Genomic DNA, 26,700 nt, shown 5'->3' with positions numbered 1-26,700 from the left:
ACCACCAAATGTCAAAAGTTTTGGACGCTTCTCATGGTATCACGCCCTGCTGGACCTGTCAAAATCAAGATTTGATTTTAATCCCCCAGACAGAATCCTTCTGGTACCCGGCCGCTTCGCGCAGTTCCGGAAGCCGCTCATCCTCGGGATAATGCTGCTCCAGATACTGGACATACGCCTTGCGCAAGCCAATCTCCTGATCGAGCTTATTGAATTCGCTTGGGGTTTTCTCGAGCCGTGCCAAAGCGGCATCCCACCGCGCCAAGTCCGCCTTGGTCGTCCGTCCCTTGCGGGTCCGCTCGGCCAACGAGGTCAGCTCTTCATAAGATTCCCGAACCTTGGCCGAATATTTGAATCTCCGGTTGAACAACCCCAGCGCCACGATCACTAGGAAAAAGACGACCCACGCCACGATACTTTCCATTTCTCCGTCCCCCTTAATTCTAGGCACAAAAATAAAAGCTCCCGCTTGCAGGAGCCGCATTGCCTTTGCTGAGTTTATTTAAACTTGTGCCAATCCAAATGACTTGTATTCAGCAGATGCTCGAAATCGTTATCGAGCCGTTTCTGCTCCGCCCGGCGCGCCTCCTCCTTGCGGATGCGGGCTTCCTCCTGGCGGCGTTCCTCTTCCTTCTTCAATTCTTCAGCCTGCGCCTTCAGCTTCGCCAGCGTGTCCTGACCCAGAAGATCCTTCAGCGTGGCCGGTTTATCTGCCGCGTTCGCCGGCGCATTAGGCACGGAACGTCCTTTCTTCTTCCCCACGGATGCTTCACCTCGGTTCCTGCGTTCCTCTTCGTTCAAGCCTAAAGTATCATAGTCGAAAAATCATTGTCAATCGGAATCGCCGCCCTTGATCACAAGCATCTCTTCCGCTCGACGGCAGAGGTATCCGCACGCTTAGGTGACTTATGTCATCTGTTCCAATCCGTGAAGGAACAAGCCGAGATTAAACGCTAGGGTCTCCTTCAACTCCAACGGAAGGCCAAACGCTCCGCGCCGTTCCAGCGAGGCAAAGCCGTGGATCAAACTCCGCAGCCCGCGAACCGCATGTAAGGCTTGCTCCTCCGTGAGCGAGTAGGTGCCGAGGTATCGCAAGATCAGATCCACGAGGCGCCCGCCAGCTTCCTGCAGCGCTGGATGGTCAGGACCCGGCGCCGCTTGCGCCGCATCGTACAATCCGGGATAGGCATGCGCGAATTCGAGATACGCGTTGGCGAACTCGCGGATCGCCGCCTCCCCTGCCCGATCACCAACTGCGGCGGAAATATGCTCATATAACCGGTCCAGCGCGTATTTGGCCAATTCCACGCGAATTTGCTCCAGACCGCTGACATGGTTATAGAGGGATGGCGGCCGGATGCCCAGCTTCTTGGCGATGGAGGTAATCGTCACCGCCTCCAGCCCCTCCGCATTCGCCACGTCTATGGCAGCCATCAGCACCTTTGTGCTGTCAATTCCGACTCTCGGCGACATGGGAATCCTCCTTTCGCTGCGTCGAGGCCGCCGCATTGGCAGCCGATGCTTTGCCCAGTGCCCGCTCGGCCGCCGTAATTGCCTTGGCGATGGCTGCTGCCGGCTGCTTCAGCACCGGCCCGTGCCCTACCGCCAGCAGCGCAGGGTTCAAGTTCGCCAGCTTGCGGGCGCTGGCGAGCGCGGTCTCCTTATGCCAGGTGGCCAGGGCCGGGAATGGAAACAGCGGGCGCACGATGCCGCTCACGGCGATGCCGGCGCGGGTTTGGAAAGCATCGCCGGCGATCAATGCACCGCTGCGCGTATCCAGCAGGGCAAAGGACCCCGGCGTATGGCCCGGCGCCGCCACAGCCAGCAACGAACCGATGCGATCCCCATCGGTAAACGTCACATCGGCACGGGTCATGAGCTTCTTCGGCACCCCGCCGCGGATGGGCGAATTAGGCTCGCCGGGATCCAACGACACATCGCCTTCCATCAAACGCGCGTCACGGGCGGATACGTAGACCTTGACGTCGGGAAGCTGTGCTTTCAAAGCATCCAGCGCACCAACATGGTCATCATGGACATGGGTCAGCACAATGCGCGTCAACGGCTTGCCGATCTTTTCCACGGTTCGCAAAATTCCCTTAACGCTATACGGCAAAGCCGCATCGATTAAAGTTACGCTATCCTCTTCCTCAACCAAATAACAATTAACCGGGAACAAACGGGGTAAAAATGACAGTTGGACTAACTTACCGTACACCGTAATTTTCATTGCATCATCGCCTCTCTCTCCGAAAACTAATATCTTTAGTTTTACTTTAAACTAAACCCTTTAGTTTCGCAAGAGATTTCTTTCGTTTTTTTGATGTCGTACAAGCGTACCCCGCTGAATATGCTGTACAAGCAGCGTTATCATTTCGGATTTTTTTGGAGGTTTAAGCAATGAACAGCTTTCTTAGCTATGTCCTGCTCGGCTTATCTTTATCCGCTCCCATCGGGCCGGTGAACGCCGCCCAACTGGACAAGGGCATCCGCGGCGGCTTCCTGCACGCCTGGTTTGTTGGCCTTGGCGCTTTATCCGCTGACCTGCTGTACATGCTGCTCGTTTATTTTGGGGTCGTGCACTTCCTGAACACTCCGTTTATGAAAAGCTTCCTCTGGTTATTTGGGTTCTTCGTGCTTACCTATATCGGCATCGACAGCCTGAAGCAAGCTGGTAAAATCCCGGATGGGGGAATGAGGGGCAGCGAGCCGCTGCGGAAATCGTTCCTGTCCGGATTTTTCATGTCCGTCAGCAACCCGCTGTCCATCTTATTTTGGCTGGGGATTTACGGTTCGGTATTAGCCCAAGCCGCAGCACATATGCGGACCCAAGACATAATCATTAACAGCAGCGCTATTATTGTTGGTCTGCTCGTATGGGACTTCACGATGGCGGGCTTTGCCAGCGTGTTCCGCAAGCTGCTGACGAACCGAGTCCTGATGCTGATCTCGATATTGTCCGGCCTGTCCCTCATTGGGTTTGGGCTATATTTTGGTTATCAAGCCTTTTTACTGCTCGCTGAGCGATGGTAAGTTTAGCTCTCAATCGCTCAAGTCGTCCGTTTTGGACGCAGGACCATCGATTTGGTTGGGCGTTTCCGCTGCCCTGCCTGCTTCTTCGGCTTCCAGACGACCTGCTGCATTATGAAGGTCACGATCCCAATGACGCCAACAAACACCAGGCTCCCCCAGAATCCCGGACGGCTCGTATCATGGAATAAGGTCCCTGACACTGCGATAGCGATCAGGGCCATGCCGCCCCACCGTTTCACTTGTCCAAATCCGGTAAGCTTGAGCAGCTTGCCCGACGTCACTAAAATAAAAAACCAGTTATAAAGCAGCAGCAATCCGGCCGATGTCGTAATGTACTCGTAAATGCGCCCCGGGATAACAAAAGACATCACCACGGAAGCGGCCAGTCCGGCGGCAGTAAGGCCAATAGCAAACAACGGCCGCTCCCGCCAGCCTTTTCGCGCGAACAACGGCGGAGCATCCTTGTCCTTCGCGAGCGTAACCAGCATCGTCGTCACCGCATAAAGGGACGCGACCATCGTGGAGAAGCCGGCTACGATCAGCACACCGTTAAATACATGCGGAATAAAGGGCAGCGGATACTGAGCAAGGGCCGTAACAAACGGACTGCGCTTCGGGTCAATGGCGTTCCAGGCCATTAAAGTGACAACAAGCCCAATCGACAGCAAATATACCACCGTGAGCAACAGCAGCATAATCGTACCGGATTTCGGAGCTTCCTTCGGATCCCTCAGCCGAATCGCCATCATGCCCATCACTTCGATCCCGCCAAAGGCGTAAAACGCAAAAATAAATCCTGACCACAAGCCCATCCCTCCTGCGGGAAAGAAGGTCTTGACCGTATGCGGAAATCCCGGTGCTCTCCCGCCGCTTCCGTGAATCCAGCCCATCAACGCAGCAGCGGCAACCCCCAGGAACATGAGGATGGCAGCGATTTTGATCACCGACAGTACATTTTCCATCGAATCAAACACTTTATTGCCAAGCAAGATCACGCCCAGCCCTAAGACCGCATATCCAATTGCAAACATCCACATCGGTACGCCAGGGAACCAGAAACGCGAGAAAAGCGATAATGCCGTCAATTGGCTGCCCATGATCAGCAGCTCTGAGCTCCAATACACCCAGCCGCTGCCGAAGCCCGCCCAGCGCCCGAAGGCCCGCTTCGCATAGGAGCGGAAGGAACCTTGCTCCGGCTGGTCCGCAGTCATACGGGCTAAGACTTCAAATACCGTATAGGTTCCGGCGGCAGCCAACAGGAACGCGATCAGTATCGAGGGCCCCGCCATGCGAATCCCGATCCCTGATCCAAGGAAATACCCGGTGCCGATAGTTGAGGCCACCCCCAGCAAGGAGAGCTGCCACCAGCTTAAGTCGCCTTTTTTTGCCTCTCCATTTTGCGCCTTGGCCATTGTTCTTGTCTCCCTCGTTTCAATGGAAATCAACAGCTCTGCATCCACGTATTCTGCGGCTGCCAAGCGGGAAATATGTAAGCTGTTCCCTGCAAAAAAATAGCACCCGAAGCCCCGCCTGTCCCGACGGAACTCCAAGTGCTTCAGAGGTGATATTTTCGATGAGCTTATTGGCCTGCGCCTTTCACCGGCTCGGGTTCAAGCTGGCCCTGCTTGGACGGCCAGAAGGCCGCTTGGCCAAGCAGCATGGTGATCGCCGGCACGAGGAACGGACGAACGATAAACGTATCGAGCAGCACCCCAATCGCGGCAATGATACCAAACTGCACCAGCGCTTGAATCGGCAGCGTAGCCAGCACAGCAAACGTTCCGGCCAAGATCAAGCCTGCCGAGGTAATGACGCCCCCGGTTTCGTTGACGCCTTCGCGGATCGCATCTTTCAGCGGCATGACCTTACGCTTTTTCCAAATGCTTGAGATAAGGAAGATGTTATAGTCCTCCCCAAGCGCCACCAAGAAGACGAAGGCGTACAGCGGGATCAACCCTTGAATTGCTGCACTGCCCATCAGGTCGTGAATCACAACCCATCCGATGCCCAATGCCGCGAAATAGGACAGCACAACTGTAAGAATCAAGTACACCATCGCAACGATGGATCGGAGATAAACGAGCAGCAACAGGGCAATCAACCCGATGACGATCGGTATTATGACCTCGGTGTCGCGTGCGTTTACGTGCTCGGTATCGTATTGCGTAGCCGTTTGCCCGCTGATCCAGACCTTATCCTGCGGATTGCTGATGCCTTGGTCAGACAGCAGGCTTTCCGCAGCTTCCCGCAGCTCCGGAAGATGCTGCATCGCTTCATTTGAGTATGGATTCAGATTGAACTCCAGCTCGACCGCCCGAATGTTGGAGTTCGTTTTGCCGCTCTCCGGCTCGGACACCTGGCTGATATAAGGCAAGCTGCTGAAGACGGTTTGCAGATCGATGTCTTGGCCTTCCGTATCCACCATCAGTTTCACCGGAGCCAGTTCCCCCGGCGTAAATTTATCGGCAATCACTGCAAAGCCTTCCCGAGATGGCGTATCCTCCGGGAACGAGGACAACAGGTCAACAGTGTACTCGATACGTGTAGCTTGTGTTGCCAAGACGCCAAGGAAGATCAGCGCCACGATAAAAATCGTCCACGGCCGCTTCGTCACCGTCCGGCCGATCCACCCCGCAGATGTTCTAGGTTTCGGCTGACGTACCGGTTTGCCCCGGCGTTGAGCCCGTTCGGCTTGCATTTCCGGCGTGCGCGGAATAAACGGGAAGAACGACGCACGGCCTAAGATTGCCAGCAATGCCGGTACCAACGTCAAGCTGGCGATCCCCATAATCAGGATCGACAAGCTAAACGGCACGCCAAAGCGTTGCACGGAGCCGTATTTCGCCAGCAGCAGCACGAGCAGCGCGATCACAACGGTAAATCCGCTCATCGCGATGGCGCCGGACGAGCCTTTCACCGCAGCGGCCAGCGCTTTCGATTTATCTTTCTCTTCCGTCAACAGATGGCGGAAATGAGAAATGAGGAACAAGCAATAATCGGTGCCCGCCCCGAACAGCAACACGGTCATAATCGAAATCGCCTGCGAATCGACGGTGATCCAGCCTTGCTCGGCCATTTTCCCCAGAATCGGCCCGGCCACACCATATGCAAAACCAACGGCAATCAGCGGAATAAAGGCCAAGATCGGCGAACGGTAAATCAGCAATAGCAGAATCAGTACAATTAAAACGGTGGCGATCATCAGCGAAACGTCGGCGCTGGAGAACAGCCCGGACGCATCAATCGAAATGCCGGCCGGTCCAGAGACTCTCGCCGCCAGTCCGTTCTCCCCTAGCTTGGCCTCAAACGGATTGCTGCCAAAGATCGTCTCCGCTTGATTGCGGATTTCTTCCATACCGTCTTTCATTACATCGATTTCTGTCCCTTTCGCAAAAAAGAACGGCAGCACCCAAGTCGTGCCGTCTTCTGATGCTTGCTGCTTCAGTGCCGGAAGCGGCATTTGGTTCAGCGGCAGTACCAGTTCAAGTCCTTCGACCGGATGTTCTGTGAAAAACGAGGTTAGCTCCTGCAAGCCGGTATAATCCTCATCTGTCAGACCGCCCTCCCGCGTCCAGACCGTCAGAGCCGGGATGCCGCTGTCCGATGGGAACTCCTGCTCCGCCAGCTGCTCGGCAATCACCGAAGGTTGGGTATCGTCCAGGTTGGCCGCATTATTCCGCTCCATCGAGTTAACGCTGGGCCATAGGGCACTTAATCCGCCAGCCAGCATAATCCAGACCGCCAGCGTAATCCACTTGGTGCGTCGGCCAGCCACCAGTCGGGACAGCCAGCCAAATATTTTATCCATTGAAGTCTCCATCTCCCTTTTCTTGATTGCTTACTATGGCTCTCCGGTGATTTATATCACTCTGATCATTAATTATATATACCGGAAGGTTAATTATCAATCGAAAAATATGATATAATATGGGCTCAGTACAAGTTGCTTGAGGTGATCACGGTTGACCCCGCCACATAAAAAAGCCTTGGGACGGCCCGTCCAGCAGCCCGACGCCCTGGCGACGTCCGAGCAGATCCTGCGTACTGCATCGCTGCTATTTATGGAGAACGGTTATAAATCCGTATCCATGAATCAGGTTGCCGAGCATTGCGGGATCACCAAAGCTACCGTTTATTACTATTATCCAACCAAACAGGATTTGTTTGTGGCCTCGGTTGCGACCACGCTCGCCCGGGTGAATGGACGCATCCGGCAGTTGCTTCAGGAGCCCGGGACATTTCGGGAAAGACTGCTGAAGATTACTATTAACTATTTAAGGATTCCTCGGGTTCACATGGACGAGATGTTCCGCAGCATCCAGCAACATTTGTCCGGAGAGCAGCAGGAAACTTTGATCCGCCATGAAAATGATCTGTACGAAACGCTGCGCGAAGGGTTCGCCCAAGCCGCCAAGCAAGGGGAGATTGTCTGCGATGACCCGAACCTGGCCGCCCATCTGTACGTTTCGATGCTGCGGGTAGGAGAACGTCAATACGCCGATAAGAATAAGCTCTTTCCTTCAGCGGAGCAGGCGGCCGAAGCGATCGTTAGCTTTTTGTGGAGAGGGATTCATAACTAAATTTGAAGGAGGTGGGAAGCTGTGGCTTTTGGCGTGTCACGAGAGGAATTGGAGGCATGGAAGCGCAAGGTCGCCAGCGGAGAAATTGCTTTTCTGACCCACTATTGGCTCGATCCGCGGTTTCCGGATGCCAAGACCGTCACCAAAGTGGGCTGCTCCGACCTGGATCGGCTCCGAGCTTGGTGTGAGGCCCATGGACTTCCCGCCCGTTACATTCATCAACGCTCGCCGTTCCCTCATTTCGACCTGATCGGGCCGAAGCAACGGGAAGTGTTGCAAGAACAAGGGCTCTGGGATCAATTGGAGCGGTTTCACCTCCTCTAAACGATAGAAAGGCTGCTTCCCCGGATTTCTAGTCCGGCAAGCAGCCTTTTTGGCGTTCTATCTTAATGTCCTGACGGGGCGGATGGCGTATCATCGTGCTGACGCCGGCTAGAATCGAGAACGCGATGGCCTCAGGAATCAAAGCGAAGGCAACCGTTAGAATCCTTTAAATTTGAATAGTTACGCAGCAAAAAGAGCCCTGCCATCAGGCAAGGCTCTCGAAATACCGAGGAATTAACGTTTATTGAAAATATCCGTCAAGACCGGCACGATTTGCGATTTGCGGGATACAACGCCCTTCAGTACCGCTTTGTTGTCAACAAGCTTCACGTTATAGGCTTGCTCAACGGCATCAGCTGCTTTCCCCAGCGCCAAGCCCACGGAGTCGTTGTTCAGGATGTCGGTTACGACGAACAGGAACAGATCCAGACCTTTGTTGGCGATGATTCCGTTCAGAGCGGCCTCGATTTCGGCTTGACGGGACAAGACGTCGTTGACGTCCACGGCGTTCACTTGTGCGATTTCCACTTTCGCTCCGCCCATGTCGAATTCTTTGGCATCCAAGGAAATGAGCTGTTCAACCGTCTTATCGCTAAGGTCGGCGCCTGCTTTCAGCATGTCCAATCCGTATTCCTCCGCGTTCACACCGGCGATTTCCGCCAGTTCCCGTGCCGCAGCTACGTCTTGCTCGGTGCAGGTTGGCGATTTGAAGAGCAGCGAGTCGGAAATGATCGCGGACAGCATCAAGCCGGCGATGTTAGCTGGGACGGAGATGCCGTTCTCTTTATACATTTTATTCAGAATCGTCGCGGTGCAGCCAACTGGTTCAGCCCGGTAGTACAGCGGTCCGCTCGTCTCGAAGTTGGCAATCCGGTGATGGTCGATAACTTCCGCTACACGCACCTGCTCAATATCGGAAGCGCTTTGTTGACGTTCGTTATGGTCGACCAGAATCACTTCTTTCACTTCGTTAGCCACGGTCTCCACCAGACGCGGCGCTTCGAAGCCAAAGCGTTCCAAGGCGAACGCCGTCTCCCCGTTGACTTCGCCCAGGCGTACAGGCTCAACGTTCCAGCCCAGCTTGGACTTCAGGTCGGCGTAAGCGATTGCCGAACAAATCGTGTCCGTGTCGGGATTTTTATGACCGAAAATCAATACTTTTTCCATCTCATTACTCCCCTTTAACATGACTTCATGTCAAAAGTATAGCTTATTAGCGGAGCGGCAAGCAAGACTCTCGTCCAAGCGCTGACCGTGACCCGGACATGATCCCGTCCGTTTACTTCTCCGGACAAACCGGGTACGATCAAATTTAATGCTGCAGCTGAATCCTTGCTTGAATTGGCGCTCTGCCAGGGCTTCAATTCGCCTTCAATCTGCCTTCAGTTAACATTCAGCAAATGTTCAGCAACATCGTGCATAATAGAGTCATCCGAATGGACACGCATGGATCGGTGCAAGGGGGATATTTTTCTATGAAACAAATTAAAGGGGCAAAAATCTTGCTGGTGGATGATGAACCGCATATCGTCCAGTTCCTTGAATTGGGGCTGCAAAATGAAGGATTTGAGGTCCGCACCGCCGGAGACGGGATGACCGCTGTCGCCATCGCCGCCGAATTTCAGCCGCATGTGATCGTACTGGATGTGATGATGCCGGGAATGGATGGCTTTGAAGTGTGCCGGTTGCTGCGAAAGAACGGGGAGAATGTATCCATCATTATGCTGACGGCCAAGGACGAAGTCGAAGATCGAGTGAAGGGGCTGACGATTGGCGCCGACGATTACGTCGTGAAGCCGTTCAGCTTCGAGGAGCTGCTCGCCCGGATTGGAGCGCGACTGCGCAATCAGTTTCCTGCTTTGTTCGGGGAAGTGGTGATTGGCCCCTTTCGGCTGGATGACCGCCGCAAGGAAATCGCCTATTTGGATCAGGTGTTGGAATTATCTCCTACCGAATATGAGTTGCTGAAATATTTGATTCTGAACCACGGAATCGTCTTAAGCAAAACGACAATCCTGGATCGAGTTTGGGGGTATGACTTTGGGGGCGAGGAAAATATCGTGGAGGTCTATATCCGGTCCCTGCGCGAAAAATTAAACGACCGGGAGCACCGGTTAATCCGAACGCTGCGCGGTGCGGGATACCGCGTAGATCTGCCATGAAGCGCCTTGCCGGCAGAAGCCGGACATGGATTAGCGGGTTGACCGCTGCCGGGAAACGAGGGGTCCGCGGACTCCGAAATCTAATCTTCCCGAGCTCGCTGCGCTTTCAACTGCTCTCTAGATCCTTTTTTCTGCTCGCCGCTCTTTTAATATTGATTGGCGGATTTCAGTACGTCATTATGAAAGACTTCCTATATAAAAACCAGGCCGAAACCATGGCATCCCAAATGCGCGGCCCGCTTCGGGATATCTTTATGAAGGCGGGCCAGCCTATTGAGCACTGGGGTCCCCCGAAGCCGGGGGGGGATGGTCCGACTGTCGGAATGAACGGAGGCGCACCTGGCAGCGGAGGCTTCGGCGGTGAAGGATCGGATGGTCGGCCTCCGCAGTTGTTTCTCCCCGACGCCTCACTCGCCATCATCAATAGCGATCATCATTTTATCGACTTGAACGCCGAATCCGGCGCTTCTGCCCCTCAGCTGTCCGATGCCGAATACGCCGCATTGTTTGCAGAGAGTCTGCCGGGACACCCGGGATCGGAAAGCTATCGCGTCCTCGAAGATAAGGACGGGAAGGAGCAGTTAGTGGTCTTTCGTTTGGTTGGGCTGCCCGGCGAACAAGGCGAACGTTCCTGGCTCGTGCAAATGGGCACCTATACCGCACCGCTGCGTGAAGTCATGATGCGTCAGTTGATGACGTTTGTCGGCCTTTCCCTTCTGGCCTTGGCCGGCGGACTGGCGCTGCATCTTCCAATTTTGCGCCGGGCGTTAAAGCCGCTGAATCAAATGGTGCGGATCGTTGAGGATACCAATGCCGGGAATCTCAGCAACCGGTTCACGGCCGCATCCGGGCAATCCGAAATTGATCGACTGGGCGCTTCCTTTAATGGCATGCTGGAGCGGCTTGAGGAATCGTTTGAGGCTGAGCGTGAAGCGAAGGAACAGATGCGTCGGTTCGTAGCCGACGCTTCCCATGAGCTGCGGACCCCGCTGACTTCGATCCACGGCTTCCTGGAGGTGCTGCTGCGAGGAGCCGCCAACCGGCCAGAGCAGCTGCATACCGCGCTGAACAGCATGCTGGGCGAGTCGCAGCGGATGAAGAAGCTGGTCGAGGATTTGCTCACGCTCGCCAAGCTTGACCGCACGCCGGTTGTCCAGCGCACCGAGGTCCGCCTGGATCAAGTGATTGCGGAGATGGAGCCGCATCTGCGGATGCTGGCCGGGGACCGGGACGTCCAGTTCGACCTGCAACCAGGGCTGACTGCGATGTGCGACGAGGACAACATCAAACAGGTGGTATTGAACCTGTTCCACAACGCCGTTCAGCATACCGACCCGCAGCGGGGAACCATCGCGGTGCGCCTGTCGGCTCACTCCCGCCAGGCTGAGCTGGAAGTGCGGGATAACGGGCCCGGCATCGCCCCCGAGCATTTGCCGCATGTGTTCGAGCGGTTTTACCGCATCGACGCCTCCCGCACGCGTAAGCAAGGCGGTGCCGGGCTGGGCCTGTCGATCTCGCAGGCGATCGTTGAAGCGCATGGCGGCACGATCGAGGTCCACAGCGAGCCGGGCCAAGGCGCAACGTTTAAAGTGACGCTGCCGGCGATATAAGGACCGGCGGTGCATATGCTGGGCGGGCATACAAGGGCCGGCGGTGCATATGCTGGGCGGGCATACGCTGAGCCAAATATAGAGCGCCCCCCATTCGCCCGCCAGTCTGCGCCTAACGGACCGTAATGACGTTATTTGCTGATTTCCCGGATATTTCCCTCTGTAACGGACTCAATCGCCGTTATGAAGCCCCCCATAAGGGAATGACAGCAAAAAAGAGCAAAATAACGTCATCTGTGTCCGTTAGCTCAAGACAAAACGTGTTGTTGGCACAAATAACGTCATTGGAGTCCGTTACATTTCAAAAAAAAGGGATGCTGCCATTATCGCAGCATCCCTTTATATATCCCGGGCTCCGAGCCCTCAATCACGATCGCACCGGTTGCCTTGGCGTAGAAATCCTTTGGACCCGCGCCTCCGATCACCGCGTATCCGTAACCGTCTATCCGCATCAGGTCGAGCGTATGCAGCAGCAGCTGTTTGCCGATCCCCCGGCCCCGCTCCTTCTCATCTACGCCAGTAGGTCCGAAGAATCCTTTCATTGTGGAATCATAGCAGGCGAAGCCTAGCAACTTACCGTTTTCAACGGCGATAATACAAGAAACTGGCGAACGGGATAAAGCAACTTCACATTCACTGACCCAGTGCTCATTGAAATGCTCGCCTACCCATTTTGCGATAACATGCTTTTCCGGGCCGATGGCGCGGCGAATGGTGATTCCGGTCCGGGCTTCGTACTGCTGAGCCGTTTCGAAGGGGGGAAGATCGTATAATTTCACTAACATATCGGACATGCTTATCGCTCTCCTTTGTTAGAAAGACGTGTTTTGAGGGCTATTATACTTCTTCCCTTCCCATCCGACAACCAAATTGCGAAAAAATTTTCCAATCCCGACTCCCGTTACTCCGCACCTTCGAGGACATACTCCTTGTATCTTCCGTAATCGCTTTGCTTACACTCCAGAACGAGCTTGGTTCCCTCTTCTTCATAACTGGTCTCCAGCACGTTGGCCTGCTCATTTAAGTAAGAAACGAGGGAGCCTTTATCGTAAGGAATCAACATGGCACATTTCACGTAGTCCTTGAAAATCCGCCGACGGATTTCATCCACCAGCTCGGTGATCCCGATGCGCGGCTTAGCCGCCAGGTAAATGATATCTCCCTGCACACTTGGGAATGCTTGATCCGTCCGATCGGCCTTATTGTAGGCATAGATCATGGGGATGTCGGTGATGCCAATTTCCTTCAACGTTTGGTGCGTGATCTCGATCATCCGTGCGAATTCCGGGTTGGAAAAGTCCACGACATGGATCAGCAAATCGGCTTCCGAGACCTCTTCTAAAGTGGAGCGGAACGCCTTGACCAGATGATGCGGCAGCTTGCTCACGAAACCAACTGTATCCGTCAGGAGGAATGACTTGTTGTCCTCCAGCGGGATATTGCGGACGGACGTCTCCAGCGTGGCGAACAGCATATCCTTCTCCAGCACCTGCTTCTCCTGCCCGGGGGTATACGTCTCGAGCATCGCGTTCATGATCGTAGATTTGCCGGCGTTGGTGTAGCCGACGAGCGAAACGACGGGAACGTCGTTCTTCTTCCGTTGTTTGCGTTGGGTCTGGCGATGGGCTACCAGCGTCTCCAGCTCGCGGCTGAGCGCCGTGATCTTCTCCTCAATTCGCCGACGGTCGAGCTCCAGCTTCGTTTCCCCGGCACCACGGTTTTTCGTGCCGACCCCGCCGCTTTGGCGCCCCAGCGATTCCCGCAGTCCGACGAGCCGCGGCAGCATATACTTCAGCCGGGCAACCTCAACTTGAAGCTGAGCCTCGCGAGTTTTTGCCCGTTCCGCAAAAATATCCAGAATCAGCAACGTCCGGTCGATCACCTTACAATCCAGGTCAGACTCCAGATTTCGCAGCTGCGACGGGGACAGCTCATCATTAAAAATCACGAGATTGCCGTCGTGCGCTTCCAGGAGCGCCCGCACCTCTGCAATTTTCCCTGTACCGATATAATGTGACGGCGTAACCTTAGGCAGGTTTTGCGTAAGCACGCCCACCACTTCAATGTCGCAGGCTTCCGCCAAATTCGCTAGTTCTTCCATCGAATAATCGAAATCCGACTGATGATTTAAGTTCACGCCAACCAAAATGGCTTTTTGCTCGAGTTGTTGTTCCGTCATGGTCATACCTGAGTTCCTCCTTTGTAGAACAAAAATAAACACAGGCACTACACCTGTGTTTACGCAAACGGTCCCTCAAACAGCTCGAAACCCACGAACAGAGGACACCGTCCCCGTTCGCGTTCCCGGCCAAATCAGGCATATTCTATTCTAAAGTTCCAATTGGTTCCCTTTATCATAGTACACCTATCCCGTTCGCCCTGCACAGGTGCAGAGCCTTTGGCAGTATTCAATTATACGCACAAAGTAGTGAAACGGAATTTATTGTACATTACGGGGAACCCTCCGTTCTTTTTATAGTGATTCCAGTTTATCACAATTCGTATGCGTTCACAATCGGTGAAGCAAGATTAGGCTGATCTGTATGAATGTTACCATCAACAATTTCAATGATGCGATGGCATTTTTGGGCAATCTCCATGTCATGAGTGACGATGATAACTGTTTTGCCTTCTCTGTTGATTTCCTGTAATAACTCCATAATCTCTTCCCCGGTTTTGCGATCTAAATTACCCGTAGGTTCATCGGCTAATATCAACGCAGGCTCTGCAGCCAAAGCTCTTGCGATGGCAACCCTTTGCTGCTGCCCTCCGGATATTTCATCGGGCTTTTTATGGAAATGCTCCGCTAACCCCACTTTTTGCAGATAATATCTGGCCTTCGCCACTCTCTCGTTATTTCTTATCTTACGGTAGGTGAGTGGTAACATCACATTATCCAACACCGTGAAATCCTTCAGCAAGGCAAAATACTGAAAAACAAAACCGATCATTTGATTTCTGGTGATGTGAACCTTATGCTTTCTGATCTGGTGTACAGATTGACCATTTAGATAATACTCTCCTTCGGAGGGGGAGTCCATTAACCCTAGAATATTTAGCAAGGTGCTCTTACCGGAACCTGATGGTCCCATGATGGCAACCAATTCGCCTTGATTAATCGTCAGGTTAATGCCTCTCAAAGCAAAAGTTTCATTCGATTTATGGCGGTAAACTTTACTTAATTCACGTAGTTTGATCACCTCCACTATTCCATCCCTCCAATCAATGATTTGATCTCTTGTTTTCGAATAAATGGATACACGATACAGCTCGAGCTTACAATGATGAAAAGTAAGATGATAATTATGAGCAAAAAAATTGGAGCATTGAAGCGAAAACTCAATACGCTGGCCATATCATATTCGCTAAATTGTTGCAGCAACCGCTGAAACTTCAGAACAAAATAAGACAAAGATAACCCCGTGCCCACAAGAGCGATGATGGAATTTTCAAGAATAATTTGCCCCCATATCCCTCTCACACTCTCACCTACGGCCAACTTGATGCCGAACTCTCGTTTTCGACTTAGAATAGAAATGATTGTCGCAAGTGCAATACTGATTACAGAGAATAAGAGAAAACTACCAGCTAATATGAGCTGAGGAATTTGGGCATGAACACTGGATCTTATATTTGCCCTAACATCTTCTTCTAGACTTTTAAGATGAATATCCACTTTACTCTCTGGTAACCGAAGGGTCTGACTCAACTGATATAGATCTGCATCCTTCCGCAACTTTAATACCGTCCCAAGGAATAGCCTCGTATACATGGAGTCATAATTGCTAGATTGATCATTAGGCATTGGGACTAACATGGCCTTATCTAAATTCAAGTAAGTATTGGTTGTATTGTTATTCACGATATACTTATCAGGCAAGAAACCATTAATTCTGTATTGCTCATTGATGAGATCTCCTAATTTATAATACTTTTTGAAATAAGACCCCACGAGTACATTCACTTGTTGTTGACCTGTTCTCTCGAAGTCTTGCGGCAACAAGCCTTGTCCTTCACGAAGTTTCAAGCCCAAAAGAGTATAGTAGTTCTTGTCAATTACAATGGATTCTATATAAGGTGCTTGGAGCCCACTATTGTCCCTGGTCAATCCTTCCAATAACTGAGGAGCTATTGAACGGTTTGTATCATTAAGCAGGACAATACTTTGATAGTAAGTACCGTACGCGAGAACATCCGGGTTCTGATCAAGATGGCGATACAGTTCCGCGATTTGATCCTTATTGTATTTCCATCTTTCAACCTCGGTCGTCCCAAAATTTTTACCAGGAACAACGAGATAAGTGCTCTCCAACTCTAACAGTGAGTGATGGAGTAGATAGTAGAAGTTATAAAAAATATTTCCTGAACTTGTGATCGTGGATAAACCATAGGTAAATTGAATCAACAAAAGCAAGGTCAGGAACCATCTATTTCGCAACGCTCTAACGGCAGCTTTTATTCTGATCATATTAGGTTACTCCTTTAAAGCCTTAGCAGGTTCAAGACGAAATAAGTGCAGGATGGGAACAAGCGACGTGATTAAGGCAATGGCAATAGTTGCTATGCAGGCAAGTCCAATTTGGTCCGGACGAGTGTTTATAAAATAACCTGTTGAAGCAAAAATGCCTGAACTGAAATGGCCTGCTAACCACAGAATGGTATTGGAAACAATGGTGGCAATCATCGCACACAGGATCAATTGAAGAATGATATTTATGACTAAACGGGTATGGCTGGCTCCTATCGCTTTTCGAATAGCCATCTCTTTTCTTTTCAAGTAAATCCATAAATAACTCACGATGATGCAGTTGACCAAAGCGATTGTTAGTAGTTGGTAAGGGTAACTTAAGATCTCCTTCACCATACCACTTGATTTTTTTGCTTGTTTAATTGCTTTGGTATCATCATTGGTGTTTATTTTTACATCCTTAGCTAGTTGGCTAATTTCGGAGGTAAATGAACTGATTTCGTTTTTTGGATTTTGATTGGACCTGACGATAAGTTGTAATGCGTTCTCACGTTTGATGTCCTCGATGATGGAAATAGGGAGACTGTCAAAATTCATAAATACTCTTAAATTATAGGCAGTGCTCAAGCCCCTTCCGGCGATTCCTTTGATGTTGTACGCTTTGCCTAATAAATTGATTTTCCCCACATGACTGGATATGATCTTTCCAACGATAACTCCGTTTGACTCATCTGGTGCGATCCCTGTCCCATCAAGTAATGGAGGAGACCATATTTTCAAGTTTAGTAGCCCTGTAATACTAATCCTTCCATGCTCTGGGTCTTTCACTGGAAACTCATTCGTAATTACACTTGAACTAACAAAAGCGTTGTCTGCTGCTTTCTGCAATTGATCTAGTTTTAGTGACTCTAAATTGGTTAGTTCTAAAGTATAGTAGTATCGAAAATGACCATTGATAGAGTCATAATAGATATCATCAAAATTGGATTGGGTGGATAGCGCGATTTGCATCGGCAATAGAGTAAAAAGAAATCCAACCATCAGCATCGCGAACAATTTTCGATTGATCCCAACTTCCTTGATGATTTGCCGCATTTCATCCTCCCAAAATAACCAGAATGTGAATAGAGCAGAATATGCTCTTTTCACATTCTGGGCTGGATTAAATAATCAGATCTATCTTACTGAAACCGAATACTTTTACTAATTGGGCTTCCACCATCGACTGTGATCCATTCATGGTAGGATACTCCACTGCTTACAGGACCCGTAGATGTAAAGTACAGATCAACTCTATCTGTTGCACGGGCATTATTTAAAACATTATAGCTACTATCACCATTGTTTAATCTAGCCTCAACCGTCAATTTGTAAGTATATGGTTCATTTTGTTGAGCAGTGTATGCATTTACACTAGCTATTGCCCCGACTCCAGTCCAAGTTGCCCAAGAATCCCAACTAATTGACGCAGATGCTGCAGAAGAAATAGCGCCTACTAAACAAGCCGTCAACCCTAGTGTAGCAAACGATTTTTTTAAAAGACTTCTCATATACGAAATCTACTCCTTTTAAATTATTGTTGCCACGCCCATATTCTACATTTAAATGTCATAACATTCCATATATTTACTGAAATATTACAATTTTTACAGTGATCTTACATTTTCTCTCTAACCTCTCTCAATTAATCGTGGTAACCGCTTTTTCGCATTACTGAAACAATTTTTTCTTCATCGTGCTGATGATATCCAGTGGGGTCCGTTACGTTAAGAACGCCCGCTCTCCGCGGGAAACGAGATATGCGCGAATCATCTCGAAACGGATGGACGTGAGGCACCACTCCAGTCACATGGGCCAACATAACGCGATACACCGCTCTTCTTCTCGGACGTACTATTACATTACATTGGAGTTTGACAACGGCAGCCGTCAGGAATATTTGGATGTCAAAAATCTGTACGGCCTTGTCGCCGAAGGTGATGTCGGATATGCTGCAGTCCAGGGCGACTGGATTGTAGCGTTCGAACGCGATGTGTCGCAGCGACCCAGCGGTACATATTAATGGCCTGAAGGTCAAAAAAACAAGGGGTTCCAAATGTGATTTTGGGACACCTTGTTGCTTACCGGGCACTTTTTTCGGTTTACAAACCCGCTCGCTTGCGCTTGCGATATGCGGACGGGGTCTCCCCGTAAACCTGGCAGAACATTCGCGTAAAATGATCCGGACTGTCAAAGCCGACATCCCCGGCGATTTCGGCCACTTGCCGCGTCGTAAAAGTCAGCAGCTGAGCTGCCTTTTCCAAGCGGATTTTATTGACGGTGCCGATGATCGTGTCTCCTACCTGCTCTTTAAACAGGTGCGACAGCCGGGAAGGCGACATGCAGCAGCGCTTGGCCAGCTCCGGGATGCTTACCCGTTCGCGATACGACTCCCGCAGATACCCAACGACATCGGCGATTCTTGGATCCAAGGCGGCTTCGTCGCTGTCCTTGGCCACCTCCGTACGGAGCAACAACAGTGCTTCCTCTAACGCCAGCTCCGCCAAGCGATGATGGAGTTCGGAGTTCCCGCCCCAACTGCTGTACCGTTCCATTCGCCGAAGCGCTTCGGAAAATCCGTTTTGGCCGGGGCAGCTATCCACAAGTAAACGGACAAACCCTTCGGATTGCTGTGGGAGGCTCAACCACGGCCGAAAAGAGGGATCAGGTATAAAATGAACCCAAATAAACTCCCACTCAGCCCCCGCCGTACCATATTGGTGGGGCAAACCGGGCAGCAGGATCACAACGTCCCCAGGCCGGCACGGCATCGCTTCACCGGCAACTTGCACTTGTCCTTCTCCGGTCAGCGTATACATCAACAGCCAACCTACAGGATCGGGAGGCCGGTGAATGGAATACCCTGCGGATTCCGTATAATGCCCTGCAATTAAAATGCCATAGGGACGCTCCTCGTTGATAGCATAATCCGTCGGTTTTTTAGCCATATCCTCTCTTCCTTCATTCAGCAATAAACATCTAAAATGAATATAACCGATGTGACTGTCAACATCCAGATTCAACACGATCCATCGGATCTCAAACCCTTCAGGAGGCTGTTCTCTCTATGACTAATCACACAGCTGCAATCCTAAGACTTGAAATCGGCCAAGCCAACAAAACGATCCGCCCGGGCAAACTCGCCCTGCATGCCGGAAGCAATCCGAAAGGAGAATCGTTTGGATTTACCAACTTCTATATGACTCGCAACGGCGAACCAGTGATTCCGGTCGTGGGCGAGTTTCATTTTTCCCGTTTCTCATACTTGCATTGGGAAGAAGAGCTGCTGAAAATGAAAGCCGGCGGCGTTCATGTTGTTGCAACTTACGTGTTCTGGAATTTTCACGAGGAAGAGGAGGGCGTCTTCGATTGGAGCGGCAACCGCAATCTGCGGCATTTCATTGATCTCTGCGCCAAGCATGAGCTGCCGCTGATCTTGCGGATCGGCCCGTTTTGCCACGGTGAAGTCCGCAACGGCGGCATCCCCGATTGGGTGTTTCGCTATCCGCTGGAGGTTCGCTCTAATGATGAGCGCTACTTGTCACTGGCCCGACGTTTGTATCGCGAGATCGCTCGGCAAATCCAAGGCACTTATTATCAAGAAGGCGGTCCGGTGATCGCTGTGCAACTGGAGAACGAGTATATGCATGCCGGTGCACCGTTGGATGCTTGGGGATACAGCTCTGGTCAATACGTGACCGCTGGTACTGAGGGCTCCGCGCACTTGGACGAATTGCGCCGGATTGCCGAGGAGGTAGGCATTCGTCCGCTGTTCTTCACTGCAACGGCTTGGGGCGGGGCCGCTGTGCCAGAGGATGGCACGTTACCCATGCTGGCTGGATATGCTTATACGCCGTGGATTCCAAATCAACCGCCAAGCCGTGAGTTCCTGTTCCAGGATCTGCATGTTACGCCCGCCGAACCGGTGAAGTATGACAGCCTGGAGTATCCGGTAGCTTATTGCGAAATGGCTGGCGGTATGCAGGTCAGCTACAAGGCACGGCCTTACGTGCCGGCGGAGAGCGTCGAAGCGATGACGTTGGTCAAGCTGGGCAGCGGCAGTAACCTCCTGGGCTATTACATGTACCACGGTGGTTCCAATCCTACCGGCCGCAAAACGTTCCTCAACGAATCCGGTTTGCCAAAAATCACCTACGATTACCAATCGCCCTTAGGCGAGTTTGGACGGGTTGGTGATTCGTATGACCGTATCCGTGCGATGTCGTTGTTCTTGCAATCTTTTGGTCACCTTCTAGCTCCGATGGGGACCGTACTGCCCGTAGGTCAGGAGCAAATCGCACCGGAAGATACCCAGAGCATCCGTTGGTGCGTCCGGCAAAAAGACGGCTCCGGCTTTGTGTTCCTGAACAATTTCCAGGATCATATCAATCTGCCAGATCGCCAGCTGCGAATCGAACTGGATACGCCGAAGGGGAAGGTGTGCTTCCCTCAAACCGGAGAACTCGCCCTTCGGAGCGGGCTTGGCGCGATCCTGCCGTTCAACCTGGAGCTGGATGGATTGTTGATAGTGAGCGCCACCGCCCAGCTCTTAACCCGGCTGGAAACAGGGGACGAAACGGTGCTGGTGTTTTATGCCCATGACGGAATGGAACCTGAGATCGTGCTACGCAAATCCTCGGTATCCGAAGTAGGAGGTGAGGAGTGCCATGGCGTCGTGGAAGAAGACGAAGCGAACTGGATCCTTCGCCCGGCGGCGGGCCACCAGCATCAAATTCGAGTGAAGACGGCCGAAGGCAGAGTCGTTCGTCTCGTCACTTTAACCCGAACCGAAGCGCTACAAACGTATCGGTTCGACGGGCTCTGGGGCCGCGATACGCTGGTTATTAGCACAAGCCATTTGGTGATGAAGGACGGGCAGCTGATCTGTACTTTACCGGGGCAAACCCAAGTGACCTTGTCCCTCTTTCCTGCACCTGTCCCGTTGGCGGAATTGCGGAGCAGTGCGGGAATGCTGCAAGCTGCAGCAAAACCTGACGGAGGTGTCTTCCAAACATACGCCCTTGATTTTACCGCTTATTCGCCCGAGCTGACCCTTAACTCTCCATCAGATCGCTCTGTACTGGTGGATGTCCCTGCTGACTGGCCGGAATCCGTGTCGGACCTCTGGCTGCGTATCGAGTATGACGGCGATGTGGCCGCCGCTTACCTCGGTGACCGGATGTTGACGGATCATATCCATTACGGACAGCCTTGGGAAATCGGGTTAAAACAAGTGCGTCACGAGTTGGAGAATCACCCGCTGCATCTCTCCATTACACCGCTGCGCCGAGGCACGGTACATAGTTACGTGAACCAGGCGTATGTCGAGCGATTTGAAGGAGTGGAGATCGCCAAATTACACGACATCCAAGCGATTCCCCATTATGCCGCACGTTTATGGACGCAAGGCAAATAAAACTGTAGAGCGCGAGTGCAGGATGTACCTCTGTCAATAGAGTAGACACAAAGAATCGAGAAAATTATGCGGCAGATCGGTACATACGTTCGCACTCATTGGGCGTAGAATACCCAATCGCGGAATGGATTCGTTTTCCATTGTAGAAGCAGGTAATATATTCAAAAATGCGTTTCTTGGCTTGCTTGCGTGTTTTGAACTTCTCCAAGTAGACAAGTTCTTTCTTAAGCACACTGTGGAACGATTCAATACACGCATTATCGTAGCAGTTCCCTTTGCGGCTCATACTGCCTTTCATCTTGTAGGTGCGCAGCCGCGCCTGGTAGTCATGAGAAGCGTACTGGCTGCCGCGATCCGAATGATGCAGAACCTCTTCGCACGGTCGCTGCTGGCTGTGGGCGCGGTCCAGCGCCGTTAACACGAGTTCTTTCGTCATTCGCTCATCCATGTGAAATCCAACGATTTTACGACTGTACAGGTCCATGATGCTTGCCAGGTATAGCCAACCCTCATCGGTCGGGATATACGTAATATCAGCCACCCAGGCCTTGTTTGGAGCGGACGGATTAAACTCGCGGTTCAACACGTTCTCTTGGACAGGCAGGTTGTGCTTCGAGTTGGTTGTGGCCTTGTATTTCTTCACCGTGCGAGAACGTAAACCCAGCTCCTTCATGATCCGAGCGACTGTTTTCTCGGACACTCGTATGCCCTGCTTGTGCAGTTCTTTTGCTACTTTGGGGCTTCCATATAATCGACGGGATTCTAGAAAGATACGACGGATCCGCCGCTCCAGCTTGCGACGTCGCTTTTCACGTTTGCTGGCTTTTCGCTGGGTCCATTTGTAATAGCCGCTTCGGGATACTTCAAAGGCTTCGCACATCTTCGAGACTCGGCACTTGAAGCGATGATCGTGGATGAAGGCATAGATCAGCGCCGGTCTTTGGCGAAGTAGTGCATCGCCTTTTTTAAGATGTCGTTCTCCTCTTCCAGATCACGAAGGCGTTTCTGAAGATCTCTCATTGCTTTATCGTCGGCTTTCAGTTGCCCACTGCCTGGAAAGGCCTGTGCGCCGTCTTTCTTGTATTCCGCCATCCAACGATACAGGGTGTTGTCGCTGATCCCCAGTTCGCGGGCGACCTGCGCCACCGCTTTCCCTTCTTCCTGGATCATCTGAATCGTTTGCAGTTTAAATTCTTTATCGTATTTTTTCGTCATGGTAGCACCTCGAATTTGGATAGATTCATTTTACCCGATTCTCGGTTCTCCATGTCTACTTTTTAGTCTAGCAGCAAGGCTGGATCCAAGAATAATCCGGAATCACATACCAACCGTCTTGTCCACACGAATATCCGCAATCTTCTCTGCAATTCCTTCACTTGAGTAGACCTGTTTCCCGTCAGCTGACCAAAGGGGATAATCCTGCAAAGATGTCCGGACAGAGGTGGGAGCTGGCTGAGAGCCAACTATCCCTGCCCCAGTTCCTCATCTCCAAAGTGGATTTGTTCTACGTAACCTGATTGAAGGGGATAATCGTGCAAAAGACGCTCGGACTCAGCATTGTGGGCCTAGTCTAAGTGTCCGTACAACGCGAGGATCGCTTGGGCTTCGGAGATCACGCGTTCCCGCAGCTCTTGTGGCTCCAACACCTCCGCATCTCGGCCGATCCTCAGGATCACGCCGCATGCCCAGTCCAGTGTCTGGAGGTCGACCACTGCCAGGAATTGGCCCTGGTTGTTCGAGTTTTCCGCATGAAGCACCTTAATAAATCGTTCCTTGCGCAGACGATCCAACCCGGCTTCGGTCGTCCGTACCCGAGCGACATAACGGGGCAACTCGGATTTGAAGCGGGCGGTTGATTGCTCCCAATACGCTGCCAGATCAAACCCCTCCGGTCGCATGAAGGTTTCATTCAATAGCGAGGCTTCTTCCAACCGAGAAATACGGAACGTGCGAAGCTCACCGTCAGGCTCTTGCTCGGCCGCTACGTACCATACATTGCGTTTGGCGATGAGCCCCAAGGGATGAATGATCCGCTCGGTGATCCCCTCTTCTTTGCGATAGCGGATGCGCAGCTTCCGCTGGGCCCACACCGCCTCCTGTACGGCGGACAGCCAGGGGAAAGCCTCCTCCGAAGCGTGCCAACCAGCCCCGTCGATATGGAGGCGCTCGCGGATCAACTCGGCATCCTGCCGGATTGGGGCGGGGGCAGCCGCTAATAGCTTCTGGTAAGCAGCTTGAAAGTCCCCCTGGATCCCCAGATCCTTCAAAAGCTCGTTATGGTTCGTCAATAACAGCGAGACGATTTCCTCCGGCCGCATGCCGGTCAGATTCGTCCGATAGCTGTCCGCCAGTACCCAGCCGCCGCGGGAGCCGCGCTCCGCGTACACGGGGATACCCGCCGCGCTCAACGCCTCGATATCCCGGACGATCGTTCGCTCCGACACCTCCAGCAGCTCAGCCAGCTGGCGTGAGCTCATTTTTCCCTGGTTCTGCAGCAAGAGCAGCAGATTTAGCAAACGGTCCGCACGCATAAAAAACTCCCTCTTTCGGCTCTTTAGGTTCGTCGAATGATTATACCATAGATATAAGACAATAGATGTCATATATCCTTTGTTATGCTACAAAGGCACGTGCGAATTTCGAACTGGAAAGGAAGCGAACGAAACCATGGACAAGAAACCTTTAGCGGGAAAAGTGGCCGTCGTTGCCGGGGCAACGCGTGGAGCGGGCCGGGGCATCGCCGTTATGCTGGGGGCCGCAGGAGCCACGGTGTATTGCACCGGACGGAGTATCCGGGGAGAAGCATCGGACATCGGACGGACGGAGACGATTGACGAGACAGCCGAAATGGTAACCTCTCGCGGCGGAGTCGGGATTGCTGTCCGCACGGATCATACGGTGCCGGAGCAGGTTAAGGCTTTGTTTGAACGTGTGGACAAGGAACAGAACGGACGCTTGGACATTTTGGTGAACGACATTTGGGGCGGTGAGAGCCTCACTCATTGGAACACTCCGTTTTGGGAACAACCGCTGGCTGACGGGCTGCTAATGCAGGAAAGAGCCGTTCGCACCCATCTCATTACGAGTTACTACGGGGTACCGCTGATGATCAAACGGAAAGAAGGTCTGGTCATCGAAATTACCGACGGGTCGACCTATAACTATCGTGGGAACCTGTACTACAGTTTGGCGAAAATCTCACCGATCCACTTGGCCGCAGCCATGGCCGAGGAACTGAAGCCGTACAATGTGACGGCAGTGGCGGTGACTCCTGGATTTTTGCGTTCCGAGCAGATGCTGGATTACTTTGGCGTTCAGGAAGCGAATTGGCAAGATGCCATCAAGAAGGAACCGTTATACGCGGAATCCGAAACGCCGTATTTTGTGGGGCAGGCGGTGGCTGCCCTAGCTGCAGACCCGAACGTTCATGAAAAAGCCGGCCGGGCGCTGACCAGCTGGGACCTGTCCGACGAATACGGGTTCATCGATATCGACGGGCGGAAGCCGCATTGGGGCAATTTTGCGTGCAAACGGGGATTGCCGGTGAACTGAGCGTAGGAACGAGGTGTGCGAGTTCTGGATCCGTCCTCTGAAAAAAAGCGCGAGGGCAAGAGAATTTTCCTGCTGCTAGACTAAAAAGTAGACATGGAGAACCGAGAATCGGGTAAAATGAATCTATCCAAATTCGAGGTGCTACCATGACGAAAAAATACGATAAAGAATTTAAACTGCAAACGATTCAGATGATCCAGGAAGAAGGGAAAGCGGTGGCGCAGGTCGCCCGCGAACTGGGGATCAGCGACAACACCCTGTATCGTTGGATGGCGGAATACAAGAAAGACGGCGCACAGGCCTTTCCAGGCAGTGGGCAACTGAAAGCCGACGATAAAGCAATGAGAGATCTTCAGAAACGCCTTCGTGATCTGGAAGAGGAGAACGACATCTTAAAAAAGGCGATGCACTACTTCGCCAAAGACCGGCGCTGATCTATGCCTTCATCCACGATCATCGCTTCAAGTGCCGAGTCTCGAAGATGTGCGAAGCCTTTGAAGTATCCCGAAGCGGCTATTACAAATGGACCCAGCGAAAAGCCAGCAAACGTGAAAAGCGACGTCGCAAGCTGGAGCGGCGGATCCGTCGTATCTTTCTAGAATCCCGTCGATTATATGGAAGCCCCAAAGTAGCAAAAGAACTGCACAAGCAGGGCATACGAGTGTCCGAGAAAACAGTCGCTCGGATCATGAAGGAGCTGGGTTTACGTTCTCGCACGGTGAAGAAATACAAGGCCACAACCAACTCGAAGCACAACCTGCCTGTCCAAGAGAACGTGTTGAACCGCGAGTTTAATCCGTCCGCTCCAAACAAGGCCTGGGTGGCTGATATTACGTATATCCCGACCGATGAGGGTTGGCTATACCTGGCAAGCATCATGGACCTGTACAGTCGTAAAATCGTTGGATTTCACATGGATGAGCGAATGACGAAAGAACTCGTGTTAACGGCGCTGGACCGCGCCCACAGCCAGCAGCGACCGTGCGAAGAGGTTCTGCATCATTCGGATCGCGGCAGCCAGTACGCTTCTCATGACTACCAGGCGCGGCTGCGCACCTACAAGATGAAAGGCAGTATGAGCCGCAAAGGGAACTGCTACGATAATGCGTGTATTGAATCGTTCCACAGTGTGCTTAAGAAAGAACTTGTCTACTTGGAGAAGTTCAAAACACGCAAGCAAGCCAAGAAACGCATTTTTGAATATATTACCTGCTTCTACAATGGAAAACGAATCCATTCCGCGATTGGGTATTCTACGCCCAATGAGTGCGAACGTATGTACCGATCTGCCGCATAATTTTCTCGATTCTTTGTGTCTACTCTATTGACAGAGGTACACCTCGACTTCCTCCTGTTTTCGTGTTCGCCCATACGGGTACACCTCCCACATCCTACTTAACAAAAGGGATAATGGTGCAAAAGCGACGCACAGGCACACTCCCTGATCAAGAGGGATAATGTGTGAAAGGTGCCCCTAAAGAGCCCCCCTGAACAAAAGGGATAGTGATGTAAAAGC

Annotated in this window: 26 protein-coding genes; 10 read left to right on the top strand and 16 right to left on the bottom strand. The window is 52.0% G+C overall.

Translation table 11 applies throughout. The annotated features are described in order from the left end of the window. Positions 1-64: 64 nt before the first annotated feature. The 4 genes from C812_RS00825 to C812_RS00810 all read right to left on the bottom strand — a co-directional run bounded on the left by C812_RS00825 (position 65) and on the right by C812_RS00810 (position 2,230). Positions 65-424: a hypothetical protein gene (locus tag C812_RS00825; RefSeq protein WP_016310807.1), complete on the bottom strand. Its 360-nt coding sequence runs from the start codon at positions 422-424 to the stop codon at positions 65-67. A gap of 74 nt (positions 425-498) precedes the next feature. Further along, positions 499-762, bottom strand: a complete 264-nt coding sequence (locus C812_RS00820; RefSeq protein WP_016310806.1) for a YqkE family protein — start codon at positions 760-762, stop codon at positions 499-501. A gap of 144 nt (positions 763-906) precedes the next feature. Then, the gene (locus C812_RS00815; RefSeq protein ID WP_016310805.1) at positions 907-1,473 is read right to left on the bottom strand and encodes a TetR/AcrR family transcriptional regulator; all 567 of its coding nucleotides are present in this window, start codon (positions 1,471-1,473) and stop codon (positions 907-909) included. Beyond that, complete coding sequence (locus tag C812_RS00810; RefSeq protein WP_016310804.1) at positions 1,451-2,230, bottom strand: MBL fold metallo-hydrolase; 780 nt, start codon at positions 2,228-2,230, stop codon at positions 1,451-1,453. Before C812_RS00810 ends, C812_RS00815 begins: the two co-directional genes overlap by 23 nt. A 170-nt stretch (positions 2,231-2,400) precedes the next feature. Here C812_RS00810 and C812_RS00805 point away from each other — a divergent pair, with 170 nt between their 5' ends. Next, positions 2,401-3,033 (top strand): LysE family transporter, encoded by a 633-nt coding sequence (locus tag C812_RS00805; protein WP_016310803.1) that lies wholly within the window; start codon positions 2,401-2,403, stop codon positions 3,031-3,033. Positions 3,034-3,050: 17 nt separating this feature from the next. On the opposite strand, the gene C812_RS00800 is transcribed toward C812_RS00805, so the two are convergent. Beyond that, positions 3,051-4,445, bottom strand: coding sequence for an amino acid permease (locus C812_RS00800; RefSeq protein WP_016310802.1), 1,395 nt, complete (start codon positions 4,443-4,445; stop codon positions 3,051-3,053). A gap of 167 nt (positions 4,446-4,612) precedes the next feature. Beyond that, positions 4,613-6,841, bottom strand: coding sequence for an MMPL family transporter (locus C812_RS00795; protein WP_016310801.1), 2,229 nt, complete (start codon positions 6,839-6,841; stop codon positions 4,613-4,615). 154 nt (positions 6,842-6,995) lie between these two features. On the opposite strand from C812_RS00795, the gene C812_RS00790 reads away from it, so the two are divergent. Continuing rightward, positions 6,996-7,613, top strand: coding sequence for a TetR/AcrR family transcriptional regulator (locus C812_RS00790; RefSeq protein ID WP_016310800.1), 618 nt, complete (start codon positions 6,996-6,998; stop codon positions 7,611-7,613). A 21-nt stretch (positions 7,614-7,634) separates the two neighbouring features. Continuing rightward, on the top strand, positions 7,635-7,937 hold the full coding sequence (locus C812_RS00785) for a hypothetical protein (protein WP_016310799.1): 303 nt from the start codon (positions 7,635-7,637) through the stop codon (positions 7,935-7,937). A gap of 234 nt (positions 7,938-8,171) precedes the next feature. On the opposite strand, the gene C812_RS00780 is transcribed toward C812_RS00785, so the two are convergent. Further along, a complete protein-coding gene (locus tag C812_RS00780) occupies positions 8,172-9,104 on the bottom strand; it encodes a manganese-dependent inorganic pyrophosphatase (protein WP_016310798.1) in 933 nt (310 codons plus the stop codon). Positions 9,105-9,412: 308 nt separating this feature from the next. Between C812_RS00780 and C812_RS00775 the strand changes: the two genes are divergently transcribed. Next, entirely contained in the window at positions 9,413-10,099 is a 687-nt protein-coding gene (locus C812_RS00775) for a response regulator transcription factor (RefSeq protein WP_016310797.1), read from the top strand. Beyond that, on the top strand, positions 10,096-11,709 hold the full coding sequence (locus tag C812_RS00770; protein WP_016310796.1) for a sensor histidine kinase: 1,614 nt from the start codon (positions 10,096-10,098) through the stop codon (positions 11,707-11,709). The genes C812_RS00775 and C812_RS00770 overlap by 4 nt, the downstream gene beginning before the upstream one ends. A gap of 323 nt (positions 11,710-12,032) precedes the next feature. Here C812_RS00770 and C812_RS00765 read toward each other — a convergent pair whose 3' ends face one another. From C812_RS00765 to C812_RS21735, 6 genes are all read right to left on the bottom strand, one after another. Then, positions 12,033-12,503, bottom strand: coding sequence for a GNAT family N-acetyltransferase (locus tag C812_RS00765; protein ID WP_016310795.1), 471 nt, complete (start codon positions 12,501-12,503; stop codon positions 12,033-12,035). A 107-nt stretch (positions 12,504-12,610) separates the two neighbouring features. After that, positions 12,611-13,894 (bottom strand): GTPase HflX, encoded by a 1,284-nt coding sequence (gene hflX / locus C812_RS00760; RefSeq protein ID WP_016310794.1) that lies wholly within the window; start codon positions 13,892-13,894, stop codon positions 12,611-12,613. 307 nt (positions 13,895-14,201) lie between these two features. Further along, positions 14,202-14,915, bottom strand: a complete 714-nt coding sequence (locus C812_RS00755; protein ID WP_016310793.1) for an ABC transporter ATP-binding protein — start codon at positions 14,913-14,915, stop codon at positions 14,202-14,204. Beyond that, positions 14,915-16,177, bottom strand: a complete 1,263-nt coding sequence (locus C812_RS00750) for an ABC transporter permease (RefSeq protein WP_016310792.1) — start codon at positions 16,175-16,177, stop codon at positions 14,915-14,917. The genes C812_RS00755 and C812_RS00750 overlap by 1 nt, the downstream gene beginning before the upstream one ends. A 6-nt stretch (positions 16,178-16,183) precedes the next feature. Beyond that, entirely contained in the window at positions 16,184-17,272 is a 1,089-nt protein-coding gene (locus C812_RS00745; RefSeq protein WP_016310791.1) for an ABC transporter permease, read from the bottom strand. Between the two features lie 86 nt (positions 17,273-17,358). After that, the gene (locus tag C812_RS21735; RefSeq protein WP_084770552.1) at positions 17,359-17,727 is read right to left on the bottom strand and encodes a hypothetical protein; all 369 of its coding nucleotides are present in this window, start codon (positions 17,725-17,727) and stop codon (positions 17,359-17,361) included. A 191-nt stretch (positions 17,728-17,918) separates the two neighbouring features. Between C812_RS21735 and C812_RS00740 the strand changes: the two genes are divergently transcribed. Then, entirely contained in the window at positions 17,919-18,239 is a 321-nt protein-coding gene (locus tag C812_RS00740; RefSeq protein WP_051134912.1) for a DUF2500 domain-containing protein, read from the top strand. Positions 18,240-18,318: 79 nt separating this feature from the next. Here C812_RS00740 and C812_RS00735 read toward each other — a convergent pair whose 3' ends face one another. Continuing rightward, a complete protein-coding gene (locus C812_RS00735; protein WP_016310790.1) occupies positions 18,319-19,164 on the bottom strand; it encodes a helix-turn-helix domain-containing protein in 846 nt (281 codons plus the stop codon). Between the two features lie 119 nt (positions 19,165-19,283). Between C812_RS00735 and C812_RS00730 the strand changes: the two genes are divergently transcribed. After that, a complete protein-coding gene (locus C812_RS00730; protein WP_016310789.1) occupies positions 19,284-21,632 on the top strand; it encodes a beta-galactosidase in 2,349 nt (782 codons plus the stop codon). Between the two features lie 64 nt (positions 21,633-21,696). Here C812_RS00730 and C812_RS00725 read toward each other — a convergent pair. Beyond that, positions 21,697-22,847, bottom strand: a protein-coding gene (locus C812_RS00725) for an IS3 family transposase (RefSeq protein WP_248931314.1) whose coding sequence is annotated in 2 segments (ribosomal slippage) — positions 21,697-22,592 and positions 22,592-22,847 — 1,152 coding nt in all. Because the reading frame shifts where the segments join, the coding sequence is not laid out codon by codon here. A gap of 161 nt (positions 22,848-23,008) precedes the next feature. Here C812_RS00725 and C812_RS22470 point away from each other — a divergent pair. After that, positions 23,009-23,149 carry a hypothetical protein gene (locus tag C812_RS22470; protein WP_167669287.1) on the top strand — a complete coding sequence of 47 codons (141 nt, stop codon included), beginning with the start codon at positions 23,009-23,011 and terminating at the stop codon, positions 23,147-23,149. 48 nt (positions 23,150-23,197) lie between these two features. Here the strand turns inward: C812_RS22470 and C812_RS00715 are convergent, their stop codons facing one another. After that, entirely contained in the window at positions 23,198-24,163 is a 966-nt protein-coding gene (locus C812_RS00715; protein ID WP_016310788.1) for a helix-turn-helix transcriptional regulator, read from the bottom strand. A gap of 136 nt (positions 24,164-24,299) precedes the next feature. Here C812_RS00715 and C812_RS00710 point away from each other — a divergent pair, with 136 nt between their 5' ends. Further along, positions 24,300-25,184 carry an SDR family oxidoreductase gene (locus C812_RS00710; protein WP_016310787.1) on the top strand — a complete coding sequence of 295 codons (885 nt, stop codon included), beginning with the start codon at positions 24,300-24,302 and terminating at the stop codon, positions 25,182-25,184. A 146-nt stretch (positions 25,185-25,330) separates the two neighbouring features. After that, positions 25,331-26,481 (top strand): IS3 family transposase gene (locus C812_RS00700; protein WP_248931314.1). Its coding sequence is split into 2 segments (ribosomal slippage): positions 25,331-25,586 and positions 25,586-26,481, totalling 1,152 coding nucleotides; the frame shifts between segments, so codons are not numbered across the junction. Positions 26,482-26,700: the final 219 nt, after the last annotated feature.

The organism is Paenibacillus barengoltzii G22 (genome assembly GCF_000403375.2).
GTDB lineage: Bacteria > Bacillota > Bacilli > Paenibacillales > Paenibacillaceae > Fontibacillus > Fontibacillus barengoltzii.
This window is presented reverse-complemented; position numbering and strand designations above follow the sequence as displayed.

What these genes read in the sequence shown, in the direction of transcription:
- C812_RS00825 (WP_016310807.1), bottom strand. Translation starts at nt 424, where the DNA reads ATGGAAAGTATCGTGGCGTGGGTCGTCTTTTTCCTAGTGATCGTGGCG.
- C812_RS00815 (WP_016310805.1), bottom strand. Translation starts at nt 1,473, where the DNA reads ATGTCGCCGAGAGTCGGAATTGACAGCACAAAGGTGCTGATGGCTGCC.
- C812_RS00810 (WP_016310804.1), bottom strand. Translation starts at nt 2,230, where the DNA reads ATGAAAATTACGGTGTACGGTAAGTTAGTCCAACTGTCATTTTTACCC.
- C812_RS00805 (WP_016310803.1), top strand. Translation starts at nt 2,401, where the DNA reads ATGAACAGCTTTCTTAGCTATGTCCTGCTCGGCTTATCTTTATCCGCT.
- C812_RS00800 (WP_016310802.1), bottom strand. Translation starts at nt 4,445, where the DNA reads ATGGCCAAGGCGCAAAATGGAGAGGCAAAAAAAGGCGACTTAAGCTGG.
- C812_RS00795 (WP_016310801.1), bottom strand. Translation starts at nt 6,841, where the DNA reads ATGGATAAAATATTTGGCTGGCTGTCCCGACTGGTGGCTGGCCGACGC.
- C812_RS00780 (WP_016310798.1), bottom strand. Translation starts at nt 9,104, where the DNA reads ATGGAAAAAGTATTGATTTTCGGTCATAAAAATCCCGACACGGACACG.
- C812_RS00775 (WP_016310797.1), top strand. Translation starts at nt 9,413, where the DNA reads ATGAAACAAATTAAAGGGGCAAAAATCTTGCTGGTGGATGATGAACCG.
- C812_RS00770 (WP_016310796.1), top strand. Translation starts at nt 10,096, where the DNA reads ATGAAGCGCCTTGCCGGCAGAAGCCGGACATGGATTAGCGGGTTGACC.
- C812_RS00765 (WP_016310795.1), bottom strand. Translation starts at nt 12,503, where the DNA reads ATGTCCGATATGTTAGTGAAATTATACGATCTTCCCCCCTTCGAAACG.
- hflX (WP_016310794.1), bottom strand. Translation starts at nt 13,894, where the DNA reads ATGACCATGACGGAACAACAACTCGAGCAAAAAGCCATTTTGGTTGGC.
- C812_RS00750 (WP_016310792.1), bottom strand. Translation starts at nt 16,177, where the DNA reads ATGATCAGAATAAAAGCTGCCGTTAGAGCGTTGCGAAATAGATGGTTC.
- C812_RS00745 (WP_016310791.1), bottom strand. Translation starts at nt 17,272, where the DNA reads ATGCGGCAAATCATCAAGGAAGTTGGGATCAATCGAAAATTGTTCGCG.
- C812_RS21735 (WP_084770552.1), bottom strand. Translation starts at nt 17,727, where the DNA reads ATGAGAAGTCTTTTAAAAAAATCGTTTGCTACACTAGGGTTGACGGCT.
- C812_RS00740 (WP_051134912.1), top strand. Translation starts at nt 17,919, where the DNA reads ATGATATCCAGTGGGGTCCGTTACGTTAAGAACGCCCGCTCTCCGCGG.
- C812_RS00735 (WP_016310790.1), bottom strand. Translation starts at nt 19,164, where the DNA reads ATGGCTAAAAAACCGACGGATTATGCTATCAACGAGGAGCGTCCCTAT.
- C812_RS00730 (WP_016310789.1), top strand. Translation starts at nt 19,284, where the DNA reads ATGACTAATCACACAGCTGCAATCCTAAGACTTGAAATCGGCCAAGCC.
- C812_RS00715 (WP_016310788.1), bottom strand. Translation starts at nt 24,163, where the DNA reads ATGCGTGCGGACCGTTTGCTAAATCTGCTGCTCTTGCTGCAGAACCAG.
- C812_RS00710 (WP_016310787.1), top strand. Translation starts at nt 24,300, where the DNA reads ATGGACAAGAAACCTTTAGCGGGAAAAGTGGCCGTCGTTGCCGGGGCA.